Source organism: Litorimonas sp. RW-G-Af-16 (assembly GCF_048319245.1).
In the GTDB taxonomy this organism is placed as follows: domain Bacteria; phylum Pseudomonadota; class Alphaproteobacteria; order Caulobacterales; family Maricaulaceae; genus Litorimonas.
The window spans coordinates 981334-1007944 of sequence record NZ_CP166993.1 but is presented as its reverse complement, the minus strand read 5'-3'; the positions used below and the strand labels follow the sequence as shown (position 1 = coordinate 1007944).

Sequence of the window (26611 nt, the reverse complement as noted above, 5' to 3'; positions counted from 1 at the left end):
AGCCAAAGATATGACGCACAGCTTGAGAATTGGCATCGCGGGATGCGGCATTGGCGGACTGGCAGTAGCCTTGTTTCTCCACCGTGCCGGACACAGCGTGACCCTCTTTGATCAGTTCGACACGCCCACGCCCACCGGGTCAGGTCTTGTTATTCAACCTGTGGGACTAGACGTTCTCGACAGTCTTGGCTTAAGACAGACCGTATTATCACAAGCCCATCCGATCTACCGCATGTCGGGTATTGAGGCGAGGTCAAACCGCAGCGTATTGAACGTCGATTACGGCCCAGAGGGCGGAGACACCTTTGGCCTCGGCATACATCGCGCGACATTGTTTGATGCGCTCTACCGTGCTGTCTTGGCGCAAAATATCACTGTGAATAGTGGCCATATCATCCGCACTAGCCATATGGAGCAGGACACACGCTTCGTCACAACGTCCCTCGGCGAAACATTTGGGCCTTTCGATTTGGTGATTGATGCGTCTGGCGCGCGCTCCTCACTCAGCCCGATCAAGAGCCGAGCCCTGTCGTATGGCGCGTTATGGGGAACTGTGGATTGGCCCGCCGATAGCCCTCTGCCTACAGGCCGCCTCAGCCAGTGTTATCGCGGCGCAGCAAATATGCTCGGCATCTTACCGCTCGGCAATTTCCCAAATGAAACCACGCCGAAAGCTGCAATATTCTGGAGCGAGAGGGCGGATCGCCTCCCCCATTTTGCCAATCGCGACTTCGCCCGCTGGCAAGAAGAGGCCATCGCCCTGTGGCCAGATTACGAACCTTTTGTCAGGCAGTTAAGGGGTCACGATGATCTCACCCCTGCCACCTATCGGCACGGCACTCTCTGGACGCCCTATCAAGATCGACTGGTTTTCATCGGAGATTCGGCCCATCAGGCCAGTCCGCAATTAGGACAAGGTGCGAATATGGCGCTGCTGGATGCGCGAGCTTTGGCTGAGGCTTTGGTCGAGCATGATCTGGCGGATGCCTTGAAAATTTACGCCCGAAAGCGTCGCTGGCATGTGCAGCTTTACCAGCAATTCTCAGCTGTTTTTACGCCGTTCTATCAATCTGACAGCAAAGCGCTGCCATTCCTGCGCAATAATCTGATGAACCCGATGAGCTATGTCTGGCCCGTCAAGCCGATGTTGACACGCCTCGTCTGCGGTAATTTGATAAAGCCCTAATTAGAGCTGTGACGGCACAATCGTAACAGACTCGCCGCATCCGCAGGCATCGGTCTGGTTCGGGTTTTTGAATGTGAAGCGCGATGATAACACTTCCACTTCGTAATCCACGACAGAGCCAAGGATGAACAGGACGGCTTTACTATCGACGACGATTTGCACGTCTTTATCTTCGACAACTTCGTCAAATTTCTCGATCTCGGAAACGTAGTCCATGACATATTCCATGCCCGCGCAACCGCCGTTCTTGACGCCAACACGCAGATAGCCTTCGCCTTTTTCAGCCAAGATTTCGCGCACACGCTCTGCGGCGGCGTCCGTCAGTGTAACGAGCTTTGGCCGAGGGCGACGAGTTCTGGTGGTTGCTTCGGTCATAACATATTCAATTCTAAGCGCGCTTCGTCGCTCATGCGGTCAGGTGTCCACGGCGGATCAAACGTCATGGAGACTTCGACGCGGCGTACGCCTGCCACGACTTCGCAAGCCTCCTGCACCCAGACAGGCATTTCGCCCGCAACAGGACATCCTGGAGCCGTCAACGTCATGTCAATTTTCAATGTACGGTCATCCTCCAACTCTACTTTATAAATCAAGCCAAGTTCATAAATGTCCGTTGGGATTTCAGGATCATAAACAGATTTCAACTGCCCGATCACATCCGTCGTGATTTGCTCGATTTCTTCAGGGGTCGGCGGCTCGATGGGCGCGCCAGATACGTCAATCGTATCGCGTTTGGGCGCAACATCGCCAGCCGCATTCTCTGGCGTCATCCCAGGGATTTGCGCGTTAGCGAGCGCTTCGGCGGCGCGTTGTCTGTCATGTGTCTCTGTCATCGTCCTACCTATATAGTATCACGGGATTAAGATAAAAAGAGGGCGGCTTTTTTGACGCCTTCTATGAGGCGGTCGGCCTCGTCGAGTGTGTTGTAAATGCCAAAGCTCGCACGGGCAGTCGAGTGAATACCGCGGGCTTCCATCAGGGGTTGGGTGCAATGTTGCCCCGCCCGCACAGCGATCCCGTATTTATCCAATATCTGCGCCACGTCATGGGCATGTGCGCCTTCGAGATTAAACGATAACACCGCGCCTTTGTTCTGCGCATCACCAATAAGCTTAAAGCTATTGATTGACCGCAGACCGTCCAGCGCGTGATGATAGACCGCCATCTCGTGCTGATGCACAGCCTTGCGGTCAAATTGGGAATACCAATCAATCGCCGCGCCGAGGCCAATAGCCTCAAGAATCGGCGGCGTGCCAGCCTCAAACTTATGAGGCGGATCATTATAGGTCACGCGATCTTCAAAGACGTCTTCAATCATTTCCCCGCCACCTTGGAAGGGCTGCATGCGGGTGAGCATTTCGGTCTTGCCGTAGAGCGCGCCAATGCCTGTCGGGCCATAGAGTTTGTGACCTGTCATGGCGTATAGGTCTGCGTCCAAATCGACGACATCAACGGTCAGGTGCACCGCCGCTTGCGTACCGTCTACGATAAAGATCGCGCCCGCGGCGTGCGCCCACTCGCCCATCTGTTTCACAGGGTTTACGGTGCCAAGGACGTTGGACATATGCACGACAGAGACAATCTTTGTCTTCGCATTAAGCATGGATTTATAAGCGTCGAGGTCTAGTTCGCCCTGCTCCGTCACAGGCACAAATCGGAGAACAGCGCCGTAGCGCTCGCGGAGAAAATGCCACGGCACGATGTTGGAATGATGCTCCATCTGCGTGAGGATAATCTCGTCGCCCGCTTTAATCTCGTGGGCGAGGCCGTAAGCGCAGAGGTTCAGCGCTTCGGTAGCGCCTTTGGTGAAGACGATATTGTCTGGCTTCGGCGCGCCTAGGAACGTCGCGATCTTGCACCGCGCGCCTTCAAACGCCTCGGTCGTCTCATTCGCCATCGTGTGCAGCCCGCGATGCACATTGGCAAAGCTATGGCTCATCTGTTGTGTCAGCGAGTCGATCACGGCTTGCGGTTTTTGGGCAGAGGCGGCGTTGTCGAGATAGGCCAGCGGCTTCCCATTGATCTCTCGCGAAAGGATCGGGAATTGCGCGCGAATGTCGGCGATATTGAAAGCCATTATGCGGCAAACCTTCTTTTAAAATAAATCACTGTCAGCACGACAATCGAAACGCCGAGCGCCGTCATGAAGGTCTGTATCTTTTTCTGATGCGGTCCCGAACGCCTTGCGAAATAGGACATGACAAACACTGATACAGTTAGACCAAAAATCAGAATCGCAAGATTGGAATTTGTCACGACTGTGCCCCCAACCATTCGCGCACTTGCCCCAAAACACTCTCGCGCAAATCGTCATCCCCAAGATCATCAAACACATCAGCGACAAAGGCTTCGGTCAGCAAGGCCCGCGCCTCAGACAGGCCAATGCCGCGTTGGCGCATGTAAAACAGTGCGCTTTCGTCAAGCTGCCCAATGGTATTGCCATGCTCGCAAGCAACATCATCGGCGTAGATTTCCAGCTCTGGTTTCGAGCGGATTTCACTACTATCAGACAGCATAAGCGCGTCGTGGCGCATCACCGCATCTGTATGTTGCGCCGGGCGGCGGACGTGAAATTTACCTTGGAAGACGCCGCGAGATTTGTTTGTCACTACGCCTTTGACTGACTGTCGTATCGTGCAGTCTGGTACAGCTAAATCGATATAGCTGGTCATGTCGCAATGGCGTTTATCATTGAGCAAGTAGGCCCCGTTGATCAGTGCCTCAACGTGATTGCCCATCGCGGCCATGCGTGTCTCTATGCGGGTCAGTGCGCCGCCAAAGGAAAGCGCAAATTGGTTATACTTCGCCCCGCCCCACGCCGTGACGTGCGCTGTCGCTATGCGCACTGCGTCAGCAGGATCTGTGTGAATAATCGTGCGCGAGATTTCTGCATCTGCTTTGAGTGTGATAGTCATATCGATATTGGTGAACCCGCCCGCGTCTGAACTATGATGTTCAATGACAGAGAGTTTCGCGCCTTTTTCAAGCGTCAACCGAATACGGATATGGCCGCGATTCAGGCCTTCAATCACGAGCGGTTCTGAAGGTGCGAGTCCTGCTGGGACTGCTACCTCCCAAACCTTACCGCCAAAGCTTCGTGCGACTTTCGCCATGGGCGTGTCGGTATCGAGGTCGTCGCTGTCGACTTCGGCAATGTTTACGCCTTCTGGCACGGTGAATTTAGGCAGGCCCGCTGCGGACAGACCGGCTTGGCCTTCGCTGACGCGGCCGCGCACATCTGTCCATTTCCACGCCTCATCTCGGCGTGTCGGGAGCGTTTCGAGGTTAAGCGGCGTAGGCATCATAGCCCTCTTTTTCGAGCGTCTTGGCGAAGTCCGCATCGCCTGACGCGGCGATCTTACCGCCCGCCAAAACGTGCACACGGTCTGGTATGATGTAGTCGAGCAAGCGCTGATAATGCGTGATGATCAGCATGCCGCGATCTGGCGAGCGCAGCTTATTCACGCCATCCGCCACAATCCGCAGCGCATCGACGTCGAGGCCCGAATCCGTTTCATCCATCACGATGAAACGCGGCTCCAACATCATCATTTGGAAGATTTCCATGCGCTTCTTCTCGCCGCCAGAGAACCCGACATTGAGTGGGCGTTTGAGCATGTCGGGGCTCATCTTAAGGTCTTTGGCTAAGTCTCTGGCTTTCTTGAGGAATTCTGGCGCCTTCATCTCCTCCTCACCGCGGGCGCGACGTTGCGCGTTGAGCGCGGTTTTGAGGAAAGTCATGGTCGGAACACCTGGGATTTCCAGCGGATATTGGAAGGACAAAAACACGCCCTTCGCCGCCCGCTCTTCGGGGTCCATATCGAGAAGGTCTTCGCCGTCCAACTCGACTGTCCCGCCCGACACGTCATAACCTTCACGTCCCGTCAAAACATAAGACAAGGTCGATTTCCCCGCCCCGTTCGGCCCCATAATCGCATGGACTTCGCCCGCAGGGATTTCGAGCGAGAGCGATTCCAAGATCGTCTTCTGACCGTCATCAACAGTCGCGGATAAGTTATTGATTTTTAGCATATTCTCTTATTCCTCACTCTGAGAGGGCCGAGGGCCGTCTCGCGGATCGTTATTCTTTTATATCCAGAACCCTTACGAGTTCTGCGCTTCACTGCCTTTGATCCACTGGATCAAATGCGGGCGTTACGCGCCCTTAAAACACGTCACTTCGATTTCGATCTTGCCTTCTGGGTCAACCATCTCCGCTAGCACCATTGTCGCCGCGGGGAGGATGTTATCGAAGTGCTTTTTGATGATCGGCAGAACCTCTTTGACATATTTGCGGTCAGAGACGGTATATTGCACACGAACGACGTGGCCGAGTTCAAAGCCCGCCGCGTCGAGCGCTTTGCGGATATTCGTGAAAGTGTTCATCGTCTGCTGCGCTGCGCTCTCTGGCAGCTCTTGCTTCACGTAATCATAGCCCATGGTGCCAGAGACAAAGCACCAATCGCCCTGTATGACTGCGCGTGACATGGCGTAGTTCAACTCGCCTTTGGACAGTTGAATGAATTTACGTTTCGGGTCAGTTTTAGCCATCTTATGTGTTTCCTATTTGGATGGGTGAAAGTCGGTTAGGGGCAGAGGTTGGTCTGCCAGTCTGTTGTATTTTCGCCGCGATAGCATTTGATGCGCATGCCGTATTCGGCCAGAACCTGTTCGCCTTCTGGACCGCTCAGGATCAGGAACACTTCCTGCGCACGAACGCTATCGTCAGCGATGCCGTCGACGGAAAAGATCAAGACAGAGCCGTCAGGGCGGTCAAAACTGCTTTGCGCTGTCTTGAGGATTTCGGGCCCCGTCGGCGCAAAATTCAAGCGCACCTTGTCAATCGCACGGATGCGAGACTCACCGCGTTCTAACTCTAACACCCCTGCTAGCTCTTGCGAGTAAGACGTGAAATCAATGTCTTCGAGGCGGAGCGAGCGCGGCGTGGCGGGCGGTGTTGGCGATTTATCGACTGCCACATCCGTCTGCATGTCCGCCGCTTCAACCATCTGTTCCATCTTGTCCGCAGGCGCACAGGCGATCAACAGGGCCGTCGTAGCGAATGTCGAAAAAACTCTCATCACTTTATTTTCCATCACATGGGTCTTTCTGCCATGTATAATCGCCAGTCTTGACGGGGCATTTATACCGAATACCAATCGCATCAATTGTGCCCTGAATTTCTGTGTCACGCGGTTTCATACGCACCATAACTTGTCGTGTCGGTTTCCTTGGCACAACAGCTTCATTCTCAATGAAGAGTTGGTAGTTAAGATTTTCATCGTTATCTCGAAATCCTTTGGTTCTTATAGTTTGGGGCGGACGGTCATCTTTAGGGCGAAGATATTTCCAAATCGCCGTCTTTGTCTCATTCGAAGCAGATTGACCGATTAAGCGGCTCAATGCCTCATTCACATCGGTATTGAAGTCCGAGATTCTAAGATCGTTTGGTCGCGTTTCTGTGCCATCCGCATAGCGCGCGAGTCTTCGTTCTTTTGCCTCGCTATCGCCATAGATCATTTTTGCTTGGTATTCCTGAACGCCCCTTTTGTAAGCCAGCCCCAATATCGGCAGGGCAATAACACCGCCGATAAGCAGTAACACAGGAAGCCTCAGACCTGCTTTCTTTTTAGGCGTGTCACCTGTCATCCAACAGACCCTTCCAAGCTAATCGCGACGAGTTTCTGCGCTTCGACCGCAAACTCCATCGGGAGTTCTTGCAGCACGTCCCGGCAGAACCCGTTGACGAGGAGTGCCACAGCGTCTTCTTCGGACAGGCCGCGCTGGCGACAATAAAATAGCTGATCATCGGACAACTTGCTCGTCGTCGCTTCGTGTTCGAATTGCGCGGACGGTGTGTTGCTCTCGATATAGGGCACAGTGTGTGCGCCGCATTGATCGCCAATTAGGAGCGAGTCGCACTGCGTAAAATTCCGTGCGCCAGTGGCTTTTTTATGGGCCGTGACGAGGCCGCGATAGGTCGAGTTGGACTTGCCCGCGCTGATGCCTTTGCTGATCACGCGCGACTTGGTGTTCTTGCCCAAATGGATCATCTTCGTGCCTGTGTCGGCTTGCTGATGCCCATTCGTGATGGCGATAGAATAGAACTCGCCTTGGGAGTTATCGCCGCGCAAGATGCAGGATGGATATTTCCATGTCACCGCAGAGCCTGTCTCGACTTGCGTCCAGCTGACTTTGGAGTTTTCGCCACGGCAATCCGCGCGTTTAGTCACGAAGTTATAAACCCCGCCCTTGCCTTCCGCGTCGCCTGGCCACCAGTTTTGCACCGTGGAGTATTTCACTTCGGCGTCGTCATGGACGATGATTTCAACAATCGCTGCATGGAGTTGGTTCTCGTCCCGCATCGGCGCTGTGCAACCCTCGAGGTATGAGACGTAGCTGCCCTTATCGGCAATAATCAGCGTGCGCTCAAACTGCCCCGTGCCTTGCGCGTTCATGCGAAAATAGGTCGATAGCTCCATCGGGCAGCGCACACCCGGCGGGATGTAAACGAATGATCCGTCAGAGAAGACAGCATTGTTGAGCGTCGCGTAATAATTATCCGTGACAGGCACGACAGAGCCCATATATTTGCGGACAAGCTCGGGATGCTCTTTTACAGCTTCAGAGAAGCTACAGAAAATCACGCCCTGCTTGGCCAATTCGGCCTTAAATGTCGTTACGACAGATACGCTATCAAACACAGCGTCCACAGCCACTTTCGGCGCACCTTTGACACCCGCCAGAACTTCTTGCTCTTTGAGTGAAATACCGAGCTTTTTATAGACTTCGAGGATTTCAGGATCGACTTCGTCAAGCGAGTTCAACTCCTTCTTCTTCACAGGCGAGGCGTAGTAATACATGTCTTGAAAATCGATTTCGGGATAATCAACCATAGCCCATTTCGGCTCTTCCAGCGTCAACCAACGGCGATAGGCTTCGAGCCGCCATTCCAGCAGCCATTCGGGCTCGTCCTTTTTGGCGGAGATAAAGCGCACAATGTCCTCGTTCAGACCCTTGGGTGCAAACTCTTGCTCAATATCGCTATCGAAGCCGTATTTGTATTTATCCGCTTCCAGCGAGCGCACACCGTCAACAGTGGATTGCTCGATGGAGTCTTTGGCGATTTTGACAGGTTGGTTCATGATGCGACCCTTTGATTATATCGTCTGACCTTCGCCCAAGCGTTGAGGAAGGTATCTATGTTGGCGTCTGTTGTGGTGTAGCCGAGGCTTACCCGCATGGCGCCTAGGGGGGCTTTGTCGGTCAGGCCCATGGCATTGACCACACGGCTGGTGCGCGACACGCCAGAGGAGCAAGCGGTGCCCGTCGAAACGGATACACCTTCTAGGTCCAGACCCATCAACAATGTCTGCGCCGCGACATCTGGCAGCGCGAGAAAGGATGTATTGGGCAGGCGCGGGGCGTTTTCGCCAAAAAATGTAATGTCGGGCTCCATCGTGCGTAATTCAGTCTCTATACGGTCCCGCATAGCGCTAAGATGGGGCATTGGTGTCGCAGCGTTTGCCGCTGCGCCGAAGCCAGCAATGCCCGCTACATTTAACGTGCCAGCGCGGCGGCGTTTCTCTTGCCCGCCCCCTTGCAAGAGCGACGTAAAGGGCGCGTCGCTGGCCACATAAAGCGCGCCCACGCCTTGAGGCCCGCCAACTTTGTGCGCAGATACGGAGAGATAATCGACGTTATACGTCATCGGCATTTTGCCCATGATCTGTACAGCATCCACGAGGATTAGTCCGCCTGCATCGTGGGTGAGGTCTGTTGCGGTCGAAATATCTTGTATCACGCCCGTCTCGGAGTTCGCGGCCGTAATCGACACAAATGGCCGACCTTCCGCGCTGTCCCAATTTTTGAGCCGATCACGCAGCCAGTCCATATCTGTCTGTCCGTCGGCATTACAGGGAATTTTCTCACACACAGCGCCGCAGTTTTGCGCCGCATTAATCGTGGCAGGGTGATCCATTTCCGCGACCAACATATGGGTGCAGCCAGCTTTATAGGCGCTATGAATGGCCGTATTATCGGACTCCATACCAGACCCAGTGAAAATCAAATCTTGGGCGCATACTCCCATAGCCAACGCAACGGCCTCCCGAGCATCTTCGCATATCTTGCGCGCATCGCGTCCGTGACCGTGAAGCGAGACGGGATTGCCGAGTGTATCAAACGCCTGCAGCATAGCCTCGCGAGCTTCATTGCGGAGCGGGCTTGTGGCGTTATGATCCAGGTAGACACGATTTTGGGAATAGACACTCATTCTGCCGCCTCCAAACTTGGCGTTGTCATCGCGACTGGAAGCTTGCCGTCGACCACGTCTTGAATTGTCACGCTGGCAAGGAAGCCTTCAATATGATCTTCGAGCGCACCCCAGAGGTTGTGCGTCAGGCATTTGTCGGTTGATCCCGTGCAGGACAATTTCTTCTCAGGTGTGCAGCCATGGGCTTTGATGTCTTCATTCACGGCGTGAATAATTTGGTCGAGCGTGATCTTGGTCGCGGGCTGCGAAAGAACATAGCCCCCAGACGCGCCGCGATGGCTATCAACCAGCCCCGCGCGGCGGAGCTTACCAAAGAGTTGCTCAAGATATGACAGAGAAATCCCCTGACGCCGCGATATATCCGTCAGCGCAGACCGCACATCAGCGCCTTGCGCGGCCATATCGGCCACTGCCATCACTGCATATCTGCCTTTTGCTGTCAGTTTCACCGCTTCGATCCTCGAATGTGAAGGTTTTTCTCGCTTTTTGCGCACAGCCTTGTTAGACGCCGCTCGAAACGAAATTTATAGTTGGGATGTATGTATTCCGACTAAATTAGTCAAGATTAGTCTGCGCCTAAAATCCACTAATTTGAGGGCTGCGACAAAACGTATAGAGGGCTCTTATGCCAGAAGTCATTTTCGCCGGTCCAGAAGGCCGTCTCGAAGGTCGTTATCATCCGTCTGATGATCCAGCCGCCCCTTGCGCGCTGATCCTCTCGCCGCATCCGAAAGCGGGCGGACACATGGATCACCGTATTCCCGTCGCAATGTATGAGCAGTATAAGCGTCGCGGTTTTTCCGTGTTGCGGTTCAACTTCCGCGGTGTTGGTCGCTCTGTCGGTGTCTATGATAATGGCCAAGGCGAGCTGCAAGACGCGGCCTATGCGCTTGATTGGATGCAGAGCTTTAATCAGAACGCACCCTTCACATGGGTCAGCGGCTATAGCTTCGGCGCTTGGATCGGGATGCAGCTATTGATGCGTCGCCCAGAAGTAGCAGGCTTTGTCTCTATGAGCTTGCCGACGAACACCTATGACTTTGCTTTCCTCGCGCCCTGCCCTGCCAGTGGTATCGTGACTTACGGGTCAGAAGACCCCATCGTGCCAGCCGATGATGTTGACCGTATTGTCGAGAAGATCCGTGTGCAAAAAGGTCACGTGATTACAACGCATCGCATTGAGGGCGCTGATCACTTCTACACTAATCACCTCGAAGAAGCCCTGAACGTCATTGAAGACTACTTGGATGATACGCTAGAAGAGCGTTATTCTCCGCCGCGCGGACCTGTCCTGCTCGAATAGTCTCAGCGACGCGGGCGGAACACCTGCCCGCCGCTCATGGCCCGCGGTGCGCCCGTTGTGCCGGGAAAGCTGATCGGTAAATTTCGTAAAGTTCGCACAGCGAGATACCCAAAAGCTTGCGCCTCCAACGCATCCCCGTCCCAGCCAAAGTCTTCTGCCGCACTGACAGGCTTGCCCAAATGCATGGACAACATGCCCATAATCGCAAGGTTACGTCGCCCGCCGCCGCAAACGATAACGATGTCAGGATCAAATGTGTTGAGGTCTCTGGCAATCGCTTGCGCCGTGAAGCTGGCGAGGGTTGCTGCACCGTCGTCCACGTTCATCCCGCGCATTGCACCTAAAACATCAAAGTCATAGCGGTCGGCACTACGCGGCATAGCACGTTTAAAAAACGGGCGGCGCAGCCAGCGTTCGACGCGGGCATGATCGACATGGCCCGCCCAAGCACTCGCGCCGTCACGGTCAATCGCCGCACCAGATTTCAGCGCCATCCAGCTATCCAGCGGGCCATTCCCTGGCCCGCAATCTGTCGCCCGCAAAGGCCGACCCTCCTCAATCAGCGTCACATTCGACACACCGCCAATATTGATCACAGCCACACGCCCACGCAGCAACGTCATCTCTGACAGCGCCTCGTGATAGATCGGCGCTAGAGGCGCGCCCTGCCCGCCCGCTGCAACGTCAGCCGTCCTGAAATCATAGGCACATGGCACATTGAATTTACACGCCAAGACTTCGCTCCTGCCGAGCTGCAGCGTCCGGCCCTGCTGTTTGCGTGTTGCGGGGTGGTGCAAGATCGTCTGCCCGTGATAGCCGATAATATCCATGCGCCGAGCCCATTGCGGATTTGCGTCACAAATCTCCGAGATGGCTTGCACGTGGGCGCGATCAATCGCGTCTTCGGCTTGGGCGAAGATATTCGGCGCAGGACCATCAAATTGCCAATTTAGCGCTGCCGTGATCGCCCCTTCAATATCAGTGCGCTCAGCGAAGGGTATTGTCAGCGTTGGGCCAAAGGCGAAAACGCGCTCACCGTCCGTCTCGATAAAGGCTGCATCGACACCGTCCAAGGACGTGCCGCTCATTAAGCCCAGTGCTGTATAAACCTGATTTGCCACGTCTTAGCCTTTGACATGATTTGCGAGCTTGTTAGAAGCCCAAAACGCAAGAAGCTGGCAGAATTATGACTGACTACACATCCCTATTTATGAAAACCCTGACCGAGCGCGGGTTTCTGTATCAATGCACGGATGAGGCGGAGCCTGGATAAACTCGCCTCAACGGGCAAGTTGGTCGGCTATATCGGCTTTGATTGCACCGCGCCGAGTTTGCACGTCGGCTCCCTCGTGCAGATTATGATGCTGCGTCACCTACAAAAAGCTGGCGGCACACCGATCGTGCTGCTCGGTGGCGGGACGACAAAAATCGGCGACCCTTCCATGAAAGACAAGACGCGCCCGATCCTGACCAATGATTTGATCGCGCGGAACAAAGACGGCATCAAACAAGTCTTCTCTAAATTCGTAGATTTTGAAGGTCCGAACGCGGCGATCTTGGCGGATAATGCGGATTGGCTGGACGCGCTGGGCTATATCGAGTTTCTGCGAGAAGTCGGCCCTCACTTCACGATTAACCGCATGATCACGATGGAAACAGCGAAGCGGCGGATCGAGCAAGAACTGCCCATGACCTTCCTCGAGTTTAATTACCCGCTGCTCCAGAGCTATGACTTTGTCGAGCTTAACCGTCGCTATGGCTGTGCATTGCAGCTTGGCGGATCGGATCAGTGGGGGAATATCGTGACAGGTGTTGACCTGACGCGGCGCATGGAAGGCAATGAATGTTTCGGCTTTACCACGCCGCTGATCACCACGTCCTCTGGCGGGAAGATGGGCAAGACCGCTGACGGAGCCGTGTGGCTAAATGCAGACCCAAGCTGGGGTGAAGATTATGCACGAAGCCCTTATGAATATTGGCAATTTTGGCGAAACACAGAAGACGGAGATGTCGGGCGCTTCCTCAAACTGTTTACGGATTTACCGCTAGAGGAAATCGCAAAACTCGAAGCGCTTGAGGGTGCGGATATCAACCAAGCCAAAATCCGCTTAGCCAATGAAGCGACGACCCTGCTCCACGGGGCAGAAGCGGCGAAACTGGCAGAGGCCACTGCGACTCAGACGTTTGAGCAAGGCGGCACGGCTGCCGGACTGCCGACGACAGAGATCGCGAAAACTGATTTGATTGGGATGGGCATTTTGGCGGCTGCTGTGGAAGCTGGCTTGGCGGCGTCTAATGGCGAGGCGCGACGGCACATCAAAGCGGGTGCGCTAAAGATCAACGACACCAAAGTCGACACGCATGAGCACGAGATTGCAGCAAGCGATATTGTTGACGGTGTGGTGAAACTGTCCGTAGGGAAGAAAAAGCACGCGCTTCTGAAACCCATTTAGTTTTCATCGCCCTCTTTGGGCTTCACGGCTTCGATCTCGGCCAACACATCATCGGACAGCTTTTCGCGGTCAGATTTGAAAATGCCTTTGAGAAAGCCTGGCGTCAGGGCGGAGAGCGGGTTGACTGAGATTTGCGCCTTGTCGAAAGATCCCGTCACGTCGTAGCTGAGCGCGAAAACACCGCTGCCTTTCTTGCCGACGAAAATATCGCCAATGACGGGGATATCGCCGAGCAAGGAATTGGCTGTATAGGCTGGCACCAAAGTCCCATCGAAATCGACAGTCCTGTTTTCCAGCGAAATATCGCCGTCCCCTGTCATGCCAAGAACGGGGCCAAAGAGCCGCGCATCACGGACTTGAATATCTGTTTCGGTCAGCGTGAACGGCACTTCAAACCGCTCAAACCATACGCCTTCCCCACTTAGCATATCCACCATGCCCGTCAGCGATGCGAGGGAGAGGATTTGCGTCAGAAACGGTATACGTTGCAGTTTGAAATCCGTCACGACAGCTTGTCCGATCATTGGCCCTTCGACGTCGATCGGCGGCAGTTTCGTGCGGATTTCCAGCTGCCCGCCCTGTGTCGTCGTGAGGCCTAGAAAGGTCTCGACTGCGTCAGAGGCTTGCGGCACAGACAGAGTCATCATCCGGTTACCGTCATCGGTATTAGTCGTTAGTTCTGCTCGGACAGGTCCGTTTTCGACCTGACCAATCAGGCGGAAGTCGCTGACTGATTTCCCCGTATGTGTGAACAGGACACGCGCATCTGCCAGCTTGTAAGTGGGCCGCAAGACAAGATTATCGACGGAGGCTGTCATCAGTAGCGGCACATCCAGACCCGCCGAGCGCGACTGTAGGGCTACATTTGTCCAAGGCGAAGCGTCAACATAATCCCCCTCAATAAACAGGCTTAGCCGTTGTTTTTCAGTGTTAGGCTTCAACTGAACAGCGGCATCTACCAGGCCATCAACTTTGACCCGCTGCATGTCTAAATTAATCAGCCTCAGATTGGAGGCCAGATCAAGCGTGCCGTCTAGCAAAAGCCCCGGCGCTTGCGCTTTAACATTCGAGAAGCGGTAGTCATTCTCGCCGAGCCGCGTGATGTTCGTCGTGAGGGAGCCGTCTTCGCCTGCCGCTTTCGACCAGATCTCTCCGATAGTCAGTTCGGCGTCTTCGAAATCCATATTGAGTGTGCCTGTGGCAATCCCAAGTCCCAATTGCCCGACATTTACTGCCTCGCCGCCATAGGCATCAATATCGACCTTCACTTTCCCGTCAAAAAACTCACGAAAGCCAAAGCCGAAATCGTCGAGCGTGTCCCGCGTCATAACTCCGTCGACCTGATAGCTTGTCGGGCGCGGGTCATCGCCAAGATATTCTTGCCACGCGATCTGCGCGGGCCATGGACCAATCTGCGCGGGGCCAAAGATTTGTACGCTATTGCGGTCCGCGGTCAGTTTCACCTGCCCCTTGTGAATGGGATGAACCCCCAATTTAAACGGCGCAACCGCATCTGTGAAATCGCCCGTCACCTCATAGCTAATGCGGTTTTGATCAAAAAATACCAAAAGAGGCCGCGTTATCTTGGCTGAAATCTGGCCTTGCCCGCCGATTTGGTTCGTATCAACGCCATACCTATCTGCGAATTGAAATGGCTTTTGGTTGATGAGACCCATCATATCAGACGCTTTACCACGCCCGTTCACAGCGATGATGATGTCGCCACCTTTGGGCATGAGTTGGGGAATATTGATGCGACCATCAATCACGGAGAGCCCGCCGACCTGCCCGCCCGCATAATCTAGGCTAAGCGCATTTCCGCGAATTTGACCTTTCCCCGATACTCCCATAAGTGGCGTCATTGTGGAGATATAGCGGACATCGCCGTCCACCACATCAAAATCAAGCGAGAGACGTTCTGGCGTGAGTGCTGGCGCGGCAAAAAACGCCTCATCCAGATTAAGCTTGAAATTCACATTCTCAAGCTGTCCGTCCAAGACGGCGCGCCCAATCCAATTTCGCGCTCCGTCTGCAAAGCTGACAGGCCAGAGATTAACCAGATCAGACGGCTTGAAAACGCCGCCGACCTTTCCTTGCCCCGCCAGCATTTTGAGGCCGTAACTCTCGGTGAAATTAGCATCTGCGGATAAGTCGATTGTATATCCGTTCTGCGTTGCGGCGAAACGGCTCAGCGCGAGTGTCCTAGCGTCGAAATCCAGGCGTCCAATGGTTTCGATACGGTTCGTCTCAAATGGCGCAGCGAAAATAGGCGTCGCGTCAATACGGGCGTTTTTGAGCCGCAGGTTGAAAAGCGGCGACGAATTTATGTCCCCATCATTGATCGCGCCCAATTCCGATAAATTCCCTGCGCCGTTAAAACGCAAGCGTTCTGTGTCAACACTGATGTTTGCGATGTCGAGGATTTGGGCGCCCGGACGCAACAAGCCTTCAAACTCAAATCCACCTAGCGCGAGGGGTGATGCAAATCCATTGATCTGCCCCTTGCCTATCGTAACGTCCAAAAGCGCCGTTTCAAGGTTGCGGCTGTCCGAAATCTCGGCCTCTGCTACCAAGTCTATCGAAGCTTCTAATCGGCGGAGGTCACTATAGCGGCCAATCGTAGGCGCGATTTGATCAAGGCGCACATTTTCGCCTTGCACTGCAATTTTGTAATCTGTCAGCGCTACGTTGGATGACGCGATGATATTCAGTAATGCGGGCTTATCAATTTGTTGTAACTGACTGATCAAATCGAGCTTGATCTGATCACCTTTAACCGACACATCGAGTTGACTAACGTCTAGCGCCAAATCTAAGCCGCGAATTCGGTCGACGATATAGACCTTCCCCGCACGGATTGAGAGCGCTTCAAAACCTTCGGGCAAATTTATGTCCTGCCCTGCTGTCTCTTGCGGGCCGCGCACGGACGGCCCGAACCGCCCAACTGTCTCTGGCGTGCCGAGCCCGATGACAAATGTTCCGTCCTGCTCGATCAGCCAAGTCAGCGAGCCGCCTTCGAGGGCAACTGCCTTGGGCTTGGGCCGCAATCGGAGCAAATCATTTAGGGTGAAGCTGGAGGATAGATTTGGAAAGTCTTGGAGTATCTGACCACTCCCGTCCTGAATTCGCACGTCATTGGCCACGAAGGCGACATCGTTGCTGGCGGGCAGCCATTGCAGCGTCATCTGGTCGATCTCTGCTTCTTTGCCCTCAAAAGCTTGGGTAAATCCCTGCCCAACCCACGGCTTTAGCGGTGCGAGGTCCATGCTTTGCTGCGTGATCAGCCAGCTCATCGCATAGAGCCACGCAATAGAGAGGCCAAAGATGACGGCGATAATTTCCCCTGACAGGCGGAATATGCGGTAGCCAATGCGTTTTGCCCAATAGGCAAAGAAAGCTGCTGCTTTACTCTGACGCCAGCCTGAAGCGGGAGATGACGACACATCGTCGACAATCTCGGTCGGTTCGGGGTTGATGGTGTCAGTCGGCTCTGGCATTGATCCTCTAATCTATGTCCCTGACGCCTATCCTGCAGGGCATTAAAAATCTACGCTCGCCTGTGTAAAGAAGTATTAAAATGCAGTATGGTCTGCAGATAATTTCACCCCTCATTCAACGGAGTTCATCATGGCCCAGCCCCAAATTGGCGATACAGCCCCCGCTTTTTCAATCCCGTCCGACGGCGGCGGCACGGTTAGCCTCAGTGATTTTAAAGGCAGCTACCTCATCCTGTATTTCTACCCGCGTGATGATACGCCAGGCTGCACGACTGAGGCCAAGGGCTTTTCCGAGATCAAAGACGAGTTGGCAAAGCTAAACACCAAAGTGGTTGGTGTGTCCAAAGACACCGTCGCCAAACATGACAAGTTCATTGCCAAACACGACCTGCAAGTCCAACTCGGCGCGGATGTTGAGGGGCAAGTTGTGGAGGATTACGGCGTCTGGGTAGAGAAATCCATGTATGGCAAAACATCTATGGGCATCCAGCGCGCAACATTCCTCATCGGCCCTGATCAGACAATTCTGGAAACTTGGCCCAAAGCACGGGTCAAAGGCCATGTCGAGGCCGTGTTAGACGCTGTGAAACAGCACGCAGGCTAGTCTTGGCGCACTCTGCCATATCTCTTGCCCTGCAGGTCTTACAAACAGCTGATCCAGTTGCGAAGGCGCAGGCTGCACGGATTTTGCGTCAGGAATGGCTGGAACGCGGCGTGGTGGGGGTTACTGTTAATAACATACCCGTCATGCCAGCGAGGCCAGCTAAGCCAATTCTGGTTGCGCCTCATGACGTGCCAAGACGCGGGATTGGGACAGCCGAAGGGCGCGGCGCCTTGCTCCATGCGATAGCGCATATCGAGCTTAACGCCATAGATCTGGCCGCAGATATGATCGCGCGGTTTAGCTTTGACCCCCTACTAGCAGAGGAAGATCGCGGGGATTTCATCACGGATTGGACATCTGTCTGCGACGACGAAGCGCGGCACTTTTTGCTGTTGCATGATCGGTTGGCAGAGTTGGGCATGACGTATGGTGATTGCCCCGCTCATAACGGCCTATGGGACGCGGCGCAAAATACCGCAAACGCCTTTACCGCCCGCCTCGCCATAGCTCCGCTCGTATTAGAAGCGCGGGGCTTGGACGTGACACCAGGCATGATCAAAAAGCTGACTCAAGTCGGCGATATGGACAGTGTTGCCGTGCTAGAAGTTATCTATGAAGAAGAGATTGGGCATGTCGCGATTGGTGCGAAATGGTTTCAATATGTCGCCCGAATCGCAGGGAAAAACCCTGTTGAGCTGTTCCACGACCAAGTCCAAACCTACTTCACGGGGCGTGTAAAACCTCCTTTTAATGTGCAGGCGAGGACGCTAGCTGGATTAACCGAAGAATTTTACCGTCCTTTGGCCATTTAAAGCAGTGATCTTAATTAATGTTAACTAAGTTTTAACTGTGAAAACACTCAAATTAACTTGAATGCACCTATTACTATATGGTCTACCCTTCTGGGCGGGGCCGGAACAATGAACGGGGACACATGTTAGCAGATATGTCAGGCGGAATCCGAGCGTGGATTTTGCAACATTTCCCAGAACGTCAAATCTATCTTCGCTCTGGCGGAGAGGTAAAGTATTACGTGCTGACCACACGTCTACAGGTGCTGGCATCCACCTTGCTCGCGATCATGGCGACATGGTGCCTCTACACCATGGTCAATCTATTTTTCGGACACAATCCCCTGCGCCCTGCGGGTCAAGAAGTGAAGCGCGTCCAAGCCCACTACCAACGGCTCCTCGCTGATGCCGAAGCGAAAGAGAGCAATGCCCGCCTGATGCTGCTAGAGCAGCGCGAAAGCTTCGAGAAAATGGCGAAGAGCTTTGAAGAGAAGCACCAAACCCTCTCGCAGATCATGGACTCGCCGAATAATCTTGGCATGGCAACGGCGGATGGTGATAAGCTGATCTTTGCCTCAAACCGCGTTCTCATGGCGCCTGCCATTCGCGATACCGCGCCGCGCAAAGCTCGCAAGGCTGTTGTGCAAACAGCGGAATTGCATACGGGTCTCGACATCGACCGCTCTCTGCAATCCCTTGACGATACGCAAAATGAAATTCTGTCCTCGGCTGAAAACAGCACGCTTGACCGCATAGAAGCCAAGCGCGCGATCATTCGTTCGCTTGATATGAGTGTTGATAGTGTTTTGGAAGAAAGCCCATTTGGTAAGGGCGGCCCGTTCCTGCCTGTTGATCCGAATGAGGTCACAGTGAACGAGAACGGCTTTGTCTCCCGCGTTGCCAGCATCCAAGCGCGCCTAGCGGAAGTAGACGCCCTTGAACAAGCCGTTCAGTCCCTGCCCCTCGGCAATCCTGTTGGCGGCGAATCATACCGCTCAAGCTCATTTGGCATGCGCAATGATCCCTTCACAAAACGGCCAACTTGGCATGGCGGCATTGATTTTGTCGGACAACGTCAGACCCCCATTCTCGCCACAGCAGAAGGCACCGTCAGCTATGTTGGCAAGCGCGGCGCTTACGGTCGTGTCGTCGAAATTGACCACGGCCACGGTTTCGTGACACGCTATGCGCATCTGCAAAAAACTTTTGTCAAGCGCGGGCAAACAGTCAATAAAGGTGAGAAGGTTGGCGGTATGGGATCGACGGGGCGTAATACAGGCACACATCTTCATTACGAAGTCCATTTCCAAGGTCGCGTCTACGACCCCAACAAATTTTTGAAAGCAGGTCTCTATGTTCAATAAAACTAATGGCGGGAAAACTTCAGGCGCAGCGCCAGCGCCAGCAGACACTTCAAAAAAGTCTTCTGCGCCAGCCGCACGCGTGCCGTCTAATACTGCGCCCTCCCTCTTGGGTCGCGACCTCGTAATAACAGGCGACATCAAAACCGACGGTGATGTGCAGATTGACGGCCGTCTGGACGGCAATGTCACCGCTGGAAATATTACCATCGGCGAGCAAGGCGCGGTCAACGGCAAAGTCAAAGGCACGAATGTGCTGATCCGCGGTAAAGTCACTGGCAAGGTCGATGCCGTGTCTGTCGAACTCGCAGAAACAGCAAACGTGCAAGCTGACCTGACGCAAGATCAACTCGTTATCGCCAATGGCGCTTTCTTTGACGGCAAATGTGCGCGCAAAACATCTGCGCCAACACCGATCACAGCGAAGAAATCTGCTTAACCTTTACAATACATCCTATTTTCAAACCGCTCAAATTTCGAATTTGGGCGGTTTTTTGTTAGGTGAATTGTAAGTTTCTCCTGCTAGTCAATCCTCTGAATGAAGGGGATGATCATGACTAACGCATCTTTACAAGCTCTTGTAGATCCAATTATTGCTCGTGGCGTCGTCCTCGAATCCGATATGCTGCCGCTGCGCCGCGAGATTGGCGCCGACATGCACATTGATCTCGAAGAAGCAGAAATCCTGTTTAAAATCAACGATGTCTGCGAAACACCGTCAAGCTGGCCCGTCTATTTCACAACCGTTATCACGACATTTGTTATGGATCAGGGCGAGCCCAAAGGCTATGTTAGCGAGCATAATGCGGTCTGGCTCAAAGCGCGTATCGCATCCGACGGTGTGGTAGAAACCAAGACCGAATTAGCCCTCCTGCTTAATATCCTACGCACCGCGCATAACGTCACAGACACGCTGGAGCATTTCGCGCTCGACCAAGTCCGTCTCGCCGTCCTGCACGGCTCTGGCTATCTCGGGCAACACCGTAGGCTACAGCCAGGCGTGATCGGACAAGCCGAAGTCGAAATCCTCCGCCGCGTTCTCTATTCCGTCAGTAGCGAAGGCGGCATGGGTATCTCGCGCATGGAAGCCGAAATGCTGTTTGACCTGAATGAAGCCACAGCGGGCGCGCACCACCACGAAAGCTGGCAACAGCTTTTTGTCTGCGGCATCGCCAATTATTTGATGGTTTTAGCGGCCTATGAAGAGCCCGATTTGGAAGAAGCGCTGCGGCGGGAAACATGGCTGCAAGATCCCGATGCAGGCATAGGATCATTCTCTGACGTTAAGTTTAAAGACGTTATCGGGGCGTTCCGCGAAGCGTTTGGTTATAAATCAGACGAACCAACTTTCACTCATATGAATCAAGGCCAAACTAAAGCTGCAGAGGCCGTGACGCAAGCGGAGGCTGCTTGGCTGATTGAGCGGATGAACCGCGACGGCGGGATTGACGCGAATGAACGCGCATTACTAGAGTTTTTGCGCGTTGAGTGCCCGAACATTCACGGCTCACTCTTTCCTTACTTGCAAGCCGCCTAAGCGTCCTCGTCTGCGCCGACTCGCGCGGACAGTGCCGCCGCCATAAACTGATCCAAATCGCCGTCCAGCACGCCTGACGTATCTGACGTTTCAACACCTGTGCGTAGGTCTTTGATCATCTGGTAAGGTTGCAGCACGTAAGAGCGAATCTGGTGGCCCCAGCCAATATCTGACTTGCTGTCCGCTTGTGCTTGCGCTTCCGCTTCACGCTTGCGCATTTCCAACTCATAAACCCGTGCGCGCAGCATATCCCACGCTTGCGAGCGGTTTTTATGCTGGCTGCGGTCATTTTGGCATTGCACGACAATCGCTTCGGTCTCGCCGGGTGGTGTGTAGGTGAGGCGCACGGCGCTATCAGTTTTATTGACATGCTGACCGCCTGCCCCTGACGCGCGGTACGTATCTGTGCGCACGTCACTTTCGGGAATATCAATGTCGATCGTCTCGTCAATTTCAGGGAAGACCCAGACGGAGGCGAAGCTTGTATGGCGCCGCGCAGAGCTATCATAAGGCGAAATTCGCACGAGGCGATGCACGCCGCTTTCGGTCTTCATCCAGCCAAAGGCATTCTCGCCCTTTATGCGCACCGTGGCAGACTTAATACCCGCTTCATCGCCGGATTGCGCCTCGATAATTTCCGTTTTCATGCCACGCGCATTGGCCCAGCGCAGATACATGCGCAGTATCATCTCCGCCCAATCTTGCGCCTCTGTGCCGCCTGCACCTGGATGGATTTCGACGAAGCAATTATTGCCGTCCGCCTCACCTGATAGCAGCGCCTCTAGTTCCGCTTTGGCAGAGCGGTCTTTGACTTTGGTCAACGCTGCTGCCGCTGCGTCCAACAACTCTTGATCATCATCCATTTCTGCGAGTTCTGCGAGTTCCAGATTATCGGCCAGTTCCATGGTGATCTTGGCGATATTCTCAAACCCCGTTTCGAGCTTTGAGCGTTCTTGCATTAATTTCTGCGCCGCTTGAGGATTATCCCAAAAGTCTGGCTTTTCAGACAGGGCGTTCAGCTCGGCTAAGCGCCGCTCGGATGTTTCCCAGTCAAAGACGCCTCCTTAGCAGTTCTAGCGACTGCTCGATCTCCACCTGCATTTGTAAAATATCAGCCCGCATAGCGCTCTCTAATACAGTCCGTCATCGAGTTTGTCTTCGACATCTGGTTCAGGTGTTTCTGGCGGTGTTTGAGGCAGGGTTTCAGGTAGGGTCGGCAAGGTTTCGAGCGTCTCTCGCGTTGTCACTTCTGCGCGTTCTGTCGGAACGATTGGCGCAGCTTCGTCGGTTTCCAAACCGTTATCCGAGGCAGTTGGCGCGACCATATCCGGCGTTGGCGCCCCGTCTTCTTTATCAGTATCATCAGCAGGTGTGGGCTGCACCATATCAGGGGTTGGCGTACCGTCCTCCACAGCATCCTCTTCCCCAGCGTTTGTTGAAGTCTCTTCATCAGCGTCATCAACATCTACGCCATTAGCGAATTTCTGCACCCGCATTCTGTTATAAATTTTCACCAATTCAGCTCGCGGTGGGAGCACTTGCTGAGTGCCTTCATTCGCTTCCAAAGCCGCGTCTATTGCGGCGGAAATCTCCGCCGCCGTCATCTCGCGTTTAGCACTTTTCTGGAACAGGTCATAGACAGAGCCTTCGCGATAGGTTGGGGCTTTATCTGTCACGGAGGCGTCTTCGACGTCTGGCGCATCGACAACTTTGGCTGCGTCATTATCGTAATCGAAATCATCCCCCGCGCCAGATGTGTTGCCGCCGCCCGATCCAAATAAGCCGATTGTATCCGTGCCACTGCCGATCCGAATTGTGGATGACAGCCCGCCCAAGCTCGGCTCCGTGCCAGGCTTGAAGGCTTCTAAGATAAAGTTCGGTGCGCCAATAAAAGACGGCTCGCCCGTTTCGCGATTGATCGGTGCGAGGGTTACGCCTTCGGGAATACGGAACGGCACTTTAGGTTCGTCCTTGAGGGCGGCCATCATGAAATCTGTCACAATCGGAGCTGCTGCAGAGGAACCCGTCTCGCCGCCCATTTGCGACGGCGTGTCCATGCCGACATAGACGCCGACGACGAGGTCTGGCGAGAAGCCCATGAACCACGCATCATAGCTATCATTCGTCGTGCCTGTCTTGCCGCCAGCAGGCCGGTTCAAGGCTTTGAGGCGGAAACCTGTGCCGTTTTCAACAACGCCCTGCATCATAAATGTCACTTGATAGGCCGTAACAGGATCGATGATTTGCGGGCGAAGTTCTGGTAACTCAGGTGGGGATTGACCAACATATTGCGACTGCTGGCAATCAGCGCAGCTTTGCGCGGTCGAGAAGATCGTGCGCCCTGCCCCGTCTTGGACGCGATCCAAAATACGCGGAGTCACTTTTTTGCCGCCATTGATCATTGAAGAGTAAGCGGAGGCGAGGCGTAGTAAGTTCGTTTCACCTGCCCCCAAAGCCCATGCCAGTTCTGGCTTAACCTCGTCATAGATGCCGAATTCTTTCCCAATCTTAATAATCGGGGCCATGCCAATTTCGTTCGCCAAACGCACTGTCATTGCGTTTCGTGACTTTTCTAGTCCCAAGCGCAATGTGCTCATGCCGTAAAATTTGCCGGCGTTATAGTTTGCGGGTTTATAGAAGCGCTCACATTCGTCTCGGCTTGCGGAGTTAGACGATGTTGTGTCGCGGTCCTCATCATTGCGGCGAAGCTCCAGCGTTCCGAAGTCATTTTCCTCGCACTCAACATCTTGTCGCTCGATTACGAAAGGCGCGTCAAGGACTTGACTGGCGGGCGTGAAACCGTTCTCCAACGCGGCCGCGTAGACGAAGGGTTTGAACGCTGAACCTGGCTGCCGATAGGCTTGGGTGGCGCGGTTAAATTGGCTTTGTTCAAAACTATAGCCGCCGACCAGCGCCAGCACTCGACCTGTGTGCGGGTTCATCGCAATCAGGCCGCCATTCACTTCGGGAATTTGGCGCAAATTATATGCGCGGGAAATGTCTTCGCTTTTGGCGGGCGCTTTGCGTTGCACCAAAATGACGTCACCTGTTTTCACAGCGTCTGTGATCGCCGTCAGGTCATTGCCCACCGCGCCTTTGGCAAGGGCTTTCTTCGCCCATTTAATGTCTGACAGATCAAGCGTGCCGCGATCATCAGATGTATCGACCTCTTCGCCCTCTTCGGCCAATACAGGGGCAAAGCCGAGCTTGGCAGACGTCTTGCTCGTTTCCAGCACCACAGCCACGCGCCAATCTCCGATGTCTGGCGGCGTTTCAAATTCAGTCAGTTTCGTCTTCCAGTCGTCCAAGCTGTCCCACTGCGCGAGCGGTCCGCGATAGCCGTGACGACGGTCAAACATTTCTAACCCGCGACGGAGCGCCTCCCGCCCTGCGAGTTGCATATCCGTGTCCAGCGTTGTGCGGATCGATAGGCCGCCCGTATAAAGTTCGTCTTGGCCGTATTTTTTATAAATCTCTTTACGAGCCTCTTCGACGAAGTAATCAGACGCCAAATATTCCTCGCCGTCCAAACGACTGATCCAGTCCAGTTCCGCGGCTTTGGCCTCGTCAGCTTCGGCTTGAGAAATATAACCATCCTCGACCATGCGTCCCAAAATATAGGCTTGGCGGTTTTTTGCGCGCTTGAAGCCTGTCGGATTATCAAGGCGATAATTGGCGGGACCTTTGGGGACTGACGCCAGATAAGTCATTTCCGCAAGCGACAGGTCATCCATCGGCTTACCAAAATGCTTGAGCGAGGCGGCTGCGACACCATATGCGCCGCGCCCGAAGTAAATCTCGTTCAGATAAAGCTCGATGATTTCGTCTTTGGTGAAAGCCTTTTCCATGCGGCGGGCAATGGCGATTTCGCGGACTTTACGATCAATGCTGTAATCATCACCCACGAGGAAGTTCTTGGCAACCTGCTGCGTCAGGGTCGATGTGCCGCCAATACGTTGCCCTTTGAGCTTTTTGAGGGGCGCAGAAATCGCTGCCCGAGTCAGGCCAATCGGGTCCCAGCCATTATGGCGATAAAAGCGCTTATCTTCCGCCGATATGAAGGCGCGTTGCAGCTTTTCAGGGATTGTCTCCACCGGCACGAAGACACGCGCCTCCGTTGAAAATTCAGAGATCAGCTTGCCATCGCCCGCATGAACTCGGGACATATTAGCAGGCTTATACTCGGCCAAAGTCTCAACAGATGGCAGGTCTTTGGTCACGCGAATGACATAGACGAAAATAAAAATAGCCGCGATCAGACCCATGACGAGCCCGATCAAGGTCAACCATTTCAGGACTTTGAAAACCTTGTCCCGACGACGGGCGGTAGGCTGCTGTGTATCAAATGTTTCGGACATAGCTCTTTATATCTTTCGGAATCACTCCGTGCCGCTAACGAGATATTGCGGCGTTTTCAAGGTTATAGCTGCCGCGATTCTGCCCTGAAAGGAAATAGTGCAGTTTTGCAGATATGATCAGCGAGAAAGGTCTGCAAAATACTCATCAATAGAGCGCTTGACCGCGCGATTGATCTTCTTGCGGTGGGCGGCAGTTTTGAGCAGCTTTTCATCTTGCGCATTGGAAATAAAGCCGAGTTCGAGCAAAACGGCGGGAACATCAGGCGCGAGAAGGACGAAATACCCTGCGCGGCGGTGAGAATTACCGATCATCCGTGTTTCTGACGAGAGATTTTCAATCAACTTATCCGCGAAAGCCTCCGATTGGCTCTCTGTTTTGCGCTGCGCCAGATCAACAAGAATGTCACCAACAGGGTCCGTCTGTTCTGTGAGGTCCACGTCCATAATCCAGTTCTGGCTATTGACGATTCTGCTTAGACCGCCCTTTGGCACGGTCAGCCAGTGTATAAACCGACGCTCCGCGCGCGGACTTATTAGACGTCGAGTCCGCATGGATTGAGATAAACAAGTCGGCGCCGCCCTCTCTCGCAATGCGCAAACGGGTTTCGTGATCGATATATTTTTTACCCGTATGGGTCATAATGACTTGGTATTTGCCGGATTTCACCAGCATATCGCGTAATTCTTTGGCAGCAGATAAAGTGATGACCTTTTCATGCGTGCCTTTGCTGCCGATCGCGCCAGGATCTTTGCCGCCATGGCCTGGGTCAATGACGATCACGGGCTTGGCAGGCACTTTTTTGACGCTGGGTTTGAGGGCAGGATAAGGCGTCGTGTTTTTGAAATATCGCGGCCCGTCTGCGCGTTGTTGAGCGTCGGCGAGCGAAAACATCGCTAGCACGCTGCAAACTATCACGATTATGCCCAAAAGCCTTAACATTGTCGCCTTATGCCGTGTTTATGATGAATAAATGCTTACAATTTCTGCCGTCAATGCGGGGTGTGTTCAGTGACATTGCATATGCTCCCCTTGGATTATGACGTGATCGTAACATATATGACAAATGCTTTGCGCTCCTGTCCGAATTAGGGCAATGACGTCTTAGCGATGTGGCAAATAGCCGATTTTGGCCCTGCCCCGCAACTGCGCAACACAGCGCACCTACCGCGTAAAACCTTACGCATAACGAGAGTTACTATGACCGTCGCACGCGACATTCTGATACCAGAACTGGCCCAGGCCAGA

Annotated in this window: 24 protein-coding genes and 1 pseudogene; 8 read left to right on the top strand and 17 right to left on the bottom strand. The window is 53.9% G+C overall.

Annotated features, from left to right (window positions below; genetic code table 11):
- Positions 1 to 10 precede the first annotated feature (10 nt).
- On the top strand, positions 11 to 1186 hold the full coding sequence (locus AB8615_RS04980) for an FAD-dependent oxidoreductase (protein ID WP_409433824.1): 1176 nt from the start codon (positions 11 to 13) through the stop codon (positions 1184 to 1186).
- Here AB8615_RS04980 and AB8615_RS04975 read toward each other — a convergent pair whose 3' ends face one another.
- The 11 genes from AB8615_RS04975 to AB8615_RS04925 all read right to left on the bottom strand — a co-directional run bounded on the left by AB8615_RS04975 (position 1187) and on the right by AB8615_RS04925 (position 9910).
- A complete protein-coding gene (locus AB8615_RS04975) occupies positions 1187 to 1561 on the bottom strand; it encodes a HesB/IscA family protein (protein ID WP_409433823.1) in 375 nt (124 codons plus the stop codon).
- Positions 1558 to 2019, bottom strand: a complete 462-nt coding sequence (locus AB8615_RS04970; RefSeq protein WP_409433822.1) for an SUF system Fe-S cluster assembly protein — start codon at positions 2017 to 2019, stop codon at positions 1558 to 1560. Before AB8615_RS04970 ends, AB8615_RS04975 begins: the two co-directional genes overlap by 4 nt.
- A gap of 26 nt (positions 2020 to 2045) precedes the next feature.
- The gene (locus tag AB8615_RS04965) at positions 2046 to 3263 is read right to left on the bottom strand and encodes a cysteine desulfurase (protein ID WP_409433821.1); all 1218 of its coding nucleotides are present in this window, start codon (positions 3261 to 3263) and stop codon (positions 2046 to 2048) included.
- A gap of 175 nt (positions 3264 to 3438) precedes the next feature.
- A complete protein-coding gene (sufD, locus tag AB8615_RS04960; protein ID WP_409433820.1) occupies positions 3439 to 4491 on the bottom strand; it encodes a Fe-S cluster assembly protein SufD in 1053 nt (350 codons plus the stop codon).
- The gene (gene sufC / locus AB8615_RS04955; protein WP_418152868.1) at positions 4472 to 5218 is read right to left on the bottom strand and encodes a Fe-S cluster assembly ATPase SufC; all 747 of its coding nucleotides are present in this window, start codon (positions 5216 to 5218) and stop codon (positions 4472 to 4474) included. Before sufC ends, sufD begins: the two co-directional genes overlap by 20 nt.
- Before the next feature lie 123 nt (positions 5219 to 5341).
- Positions 5342 to 5737: a Rid family hydrolase gene (locus AB8615_RS04950; RefSeq protein WP_418152867.1), complete on the bottom strand. Its 396-nt coding sequence runs from the start codon at positions 5735 to 5737 to the stop codon at positions 5342 to 5344.
- A gap of 35 nt (positions 5738 to 5772) precedes the next feature.
- Positions 5773 to 6270, bottom strand: coding sequence for a hypothetical protein (locus tag AB8615_RS04945; protein ID WP_418152865.1), 498 nt, complete (start codon positions 6268 to 6270; stop codon positions 5773 to 5775).
- A 1-nt stretch (position 6271) separates the two neighbouring features.
- Positions 6272 to 6835, bottom strand: coding sequence for a hypothetical protein (locus AB8615_RS04940; RefSeq protein WP_409433816.1), 564 nt, complete (start codon positions 6833 to 6835; stop codon positions 6272 to 6274).
- On the bottom strand, positions 6832 to 8331 hold the full coding sequence (gene sufB / locus AB8615_RS04935; protein ID WP_409433815.1) for a Fe-S cluster assembly protein SufB: 1500 nt from the start codon (positions 8329 to 8331) through the stop codon (positions 6832 to 6834). The genes AB8615_RS04940 and sufB overlap by 4 nt, the downstream gene beginning before the upstream one ends.
- Positions 8328 to 9461, bottom strand: coding sequence for a cysteine desulfurase family protein (locus tag AB8615_RS04930; RefSeq protein ID WP_418152862.1), 1134 nt, complete (start codon positions 9459 to 9461; stop codon positions 8328 to 8330). Before AB8615_RS04930 ends, sufB begins: the two co-directional genes overlap by 4 nt.
- Positions 9458 to 9910 (bottom strand): Rrf2 family transcriptional regulator, encoded by a 453-nt coding sequence (locus AB8615_RS04925; RefSeq protein ID WP_409433813.1) that lies wholly within the window; start codon positions 9908 to 9910, stop codon positions 9458 to 9460. Before AB8615_RS04925 ends, AB8615_RS04930 begins: the two co-directional genes overlap by 4 nt.
- Before the next feature lie 176 nt (positions 9911 to 10086).
- Here AB8615_RS04925 and AB8615_RS04920 point away from each other — a divergent pair, with 176 nt between their 5' ends.
- Entirely contained in the window at positions 10087 to 10764 is a 678-nt protein-coding gene (locus tag AB8615_RS04920; RefSeq protein WP_409433812.1) for an alpha/beta hydrolase, read from the top strand.
- 2 nt (positions 10765 to 10766) lie between these two features.
- Here AB8615_RS04920 and AB8615_RS04915 read toward each other — a convergent pair whose 3' ends face one another.
- The gene (locus AB8615_RS04915) at positions 10767 to 11885 is read right to left on the bottom strand and encodes an anhydro-N-acetylmuramic acid kinase (RefSeq protein WP_409433811.1); all 1119 of its coding nucleotides are present in this window, start codon (positions 11883 to 11885) and stop codon (positions 10767 to 10769) included.
- 65 nt (positions 11886 to 11950) lie between these two features.
- Between AB8615_RS04915 and tyrS the strand changes: the two are divergent.
- Positions 11951 to 13217: pseudogene (tyrS, locus tag AB8615_RS04910) on the top strand (tyrosine--tRNA ligase).
- Here the strand turns inward: tyrS and AB8615_RS04905 are convergent.
- Positions 13214 to 16714, bottom strand: coding sequence for an AsmA-like C-terminal domain-containing protein (locus tag AB8615_RS04905; RefSeq protein ID WP_418152860.1), 3501 nt, complete (start codon positions 16712 to 16714; stop codon positions 13214 to 13216). The pseudogene tyrS and the gene AB8615_RS04905 sit on opposite strands and share 4 nt — an antisense overlap.
- 130 nt (positions 16715 to 16844) lie before the next feature.
- Between AB8615_RS04905 and AB8615_RS04900 the strand changes: the two genes are divergently transcribed.
- The 5 genes from AB8615_RS04900 (at position 16845) to AB8615_RS04880 (ending at position 21007) form a co-directional block, all read left to right on the top strand.
- Positions 16845 to 17318: a peroxiredoxin gene (locus AB8615_RS04900; RefSeq protein ID WP_409433808.1), complete on the top strand. Its 474-nt coding sequence runs from the start codon at positions 16845 to 16847 to the stop codon at positions 17316 to 17318.
- A gap of 2 nt (positions 17319 to 17320) precedes the next feature.
- On the top strand, positions 17321 to 18130 hold the full coding sequence (locus tag AB8615_RS04895) for a ferritin-like domain-containing protein (protein ID WP_409433807.1): 810 nt from the start codon (positions 17321 to 17323) through the stop codon (positions 18128 to 18130).
- Positions 18131 to 18252: 122 nt separating this feature from the next.
- Complete coding sequence (locus tag AB8615_RS04890) at positions 18253 to 19473, top strand: M23 family metallopeptidase (protein ID WP_418152858.1); 1221 nt, start codon at positions 18253 to 18255, stop codon at positions 19471 to 19473.
- Positions 19463 to 19909 (top strand): bactofilin family protein, encoded by a 447-nt coding sequence (locus tag AB8615_RS04885; protein ID WP_409433805.1) that lies wholly within the window; start codon positions 19463 to 19465, stop codon positions 19907 to 19909. The genes AB8615_RS04890 and AB8615_RS04885 overlap by 11 nt, the downstream gene beginning before the upstream one ends.
- A 114-nt stretch (positions 19910 to 20023) precedes the next feature.
- On the top strand, positions 20024 to 21007 hold the full coding sequence (locus tag AB8615_RS04880; protein WP_409433804.1) for a hypothetical protein: 984 nt from the start codon (positions 20024 to 20026) through the stop codon (positions 21005 to 21007).
- Here AB8615_RS04880 and prfB read toward each other — a convergent pair.
- The 4 genes from prfB to AB8615_RS04860 all read right to left on the bottom strand — a co-directional run bounded on the left by prfB (position 21004) and on the right by AB8615_RS04860 (position 26281).
- Positions 21004 to 22129 (bottom strand): peptide chain release factor 2 gene (gene prfB / locus AB8615_RS04875; protein ID WP_409433803.1). Its coding sequence is split into 2 segments (ribosomal slippage): positions 21004 to 22059 and positions 22061 to 22129, totalling 1125 coding nucleotides; the frame shifts between segments, so codons are not numbered across the junction. The two genes, AB8615_RS04880 and prfB, sit on opposite strands and share 4 nt — an antisense overlap.
- Before the next feature lie 8 nt (positions 22130 to 22137).
- Positions 22138 to 25365, bottom strand: coding sequence for a penicillin-binding protein 1A (locus tag AB8615_RS04870; protein WP_409433802.1), 3228 nt, complete (start codon positions 25363 to 25365; stop codon positions 22138 to 22140).
- 117 nt (positions 25366 to 25482) lie between these two features.
- Positions 25483 to 25809 (bottom strand): N-acetylmuramoyl-L-alanine amidase family protein, encoded by a 327-nt coding sequence (locus AB8615_RS04865; protein ID WP_418152857.1) that lies wholly within the window; start codon positions 25807 to 25809, stop codon positions 25483 to 25485.
- 13 nt (positions 25810 to 25822) lie between these two features.
- Positions 25823 to 26281 (bottom strand): N-acetylmuramoyl-L-alanine amidase family protein, encoded by a 459-nt coding sequence (locus tag AB8615_RS04860; protein WP_418152855.1) that lies wholly within the window; start codon positions 26279 to 26281, stop codon positions 25823 to 25825.
- Positions 26282 to 26611 lie beyond the last annotated feature (330 nt).

Excerpts from the sequence above, each read along its gene's own strand:
- AB8615_RS04980 (WP_409433824.1), top strand. The coding sequence starts at position 11 with ATGACGCACAGCTTGAGAATTGGCATCGCGGGATGCGGCATTGGCGGA.
- AB8615_RS04975 (WP_409433823.1), bottom strand. The coding sequence starts at position 1,561 with ATGACCGAAGCAACCACCAGAACTCGTCGCCCTCGGCCAAAGCTCGTT.
- AB8615_RS04970 (WP_409433822.1), bottom strand. The coding sequence starts at position 2,019 with ATGACAGAGACACATGACAGACAACGCGCCGCCGAAGCGCTCGCTAAC.
- AB8615_RS04965 (WP_409433821.1), bottom strand. The coding sequence starts at position 3,263 with ATGGCTTTCAATATCGCCGACATTCGCGCGCAATTCCCGATCCTTTCG.
- sufD (WP_409433820.1), bottom strand. The coding sequence starts at position 4,491 with ATGATGCCTACGCCGCTTAACCTCGAAACGCTCCCGACACGCCGAGAT.
- sufC (WP_418152868.1), bottom strand. The coding sequence starts at position 5,218 with ATGCTAAAAATCAATAACTTATCCGCGACTGTTGATGACGGTCAGAAG.
- AB8615_RS04950 (WP_418152867.1), bottom strand. The coding sequence starts at position 5,737 with ATGGCTAAAACTGACCCGAAACGTAAATTCATTCAACTGTCCAAAGGC.
- AB8615_RS04940 (WP_409433816.1), bottom strand. The coding sequence starts at position 6,835 with ATGACAGGTGACACGCCTAAAAAGAAAGCAGGTCTGAGGCTTCCTGTG.
- sufB (WP_409433815.1), bottom strand. The coding sequence starts at position 8,331 with ATGAACCAACCTGTCAAAATCGCCAAAGACTCCATCGAGCAATCCACT.
- AB8615_RS04930 (WP_418152862.1), bottom strand. The coding sequence starts at position 9,461 with ATGAGTGTCTATTCCCAAAATCGTGTCTACCTGGATCATAACGCCACA.
- AB8615_RS04920 (WP_409433812.1), top strand. The coding sequence starts at position 10,087 with ATGCCAGAAGTCATTTTCGCCGGTCCAGAAGGCCGTCTCGAAGGTCGT.
- AB8615_RS04905 (WP_418152860.1), bottom strand. The coding sequence starts at position 16,714 with ATGCCAGAGCCGACTGACACCATCAACCCCGAACCGACCGAGATTGTC.
- AB8615_RS04900 (WP_409433808.1), top strand. The coding sequence starts at position 16,845 with ATGGCCCAGCCCCAAATTGGCGATACAGCCCCCGCTTTTTCAATCCCG.
- AB8615_RS04890 (WP_418152858.1), top strand. The coding sequence starts at position 18,253 with ATGTTAGCAGATATGTCAGGCGGAATCCGAGCGTGGATTTTGCAACAT.
- AB8615_RS04885 (WP_409433805.1), top strand. The coding sequence starts at position 19,463 with ATGTTCAATAAAACTAATGGCGGGAAAACTTCAGGCGCAGCGCCAGCG.
- AB8615_RS04880 (WP_409433804.1), top strand. The coding sequence starts at position 20,024 with ATGACTAACGCATCTTTACAAGCTCTTGTAGATCCAATTATTGCTCGT.
- AB8615_RS04870 (WP_409433802.1), bottom strand. The coding sequence starts at position 25,365 with ATGTCCGAAACATTTGATACACAGCAGCCTACCGCCCGTCGTCGGGAC.
- AB8615_RS04865 (WP_418152857.1), bottom strand. The coding sequence starts at position 25,809 with ATGGACGTGGACCTCACAGAACAGACGGACCCTGTTGGTGACATTCTT.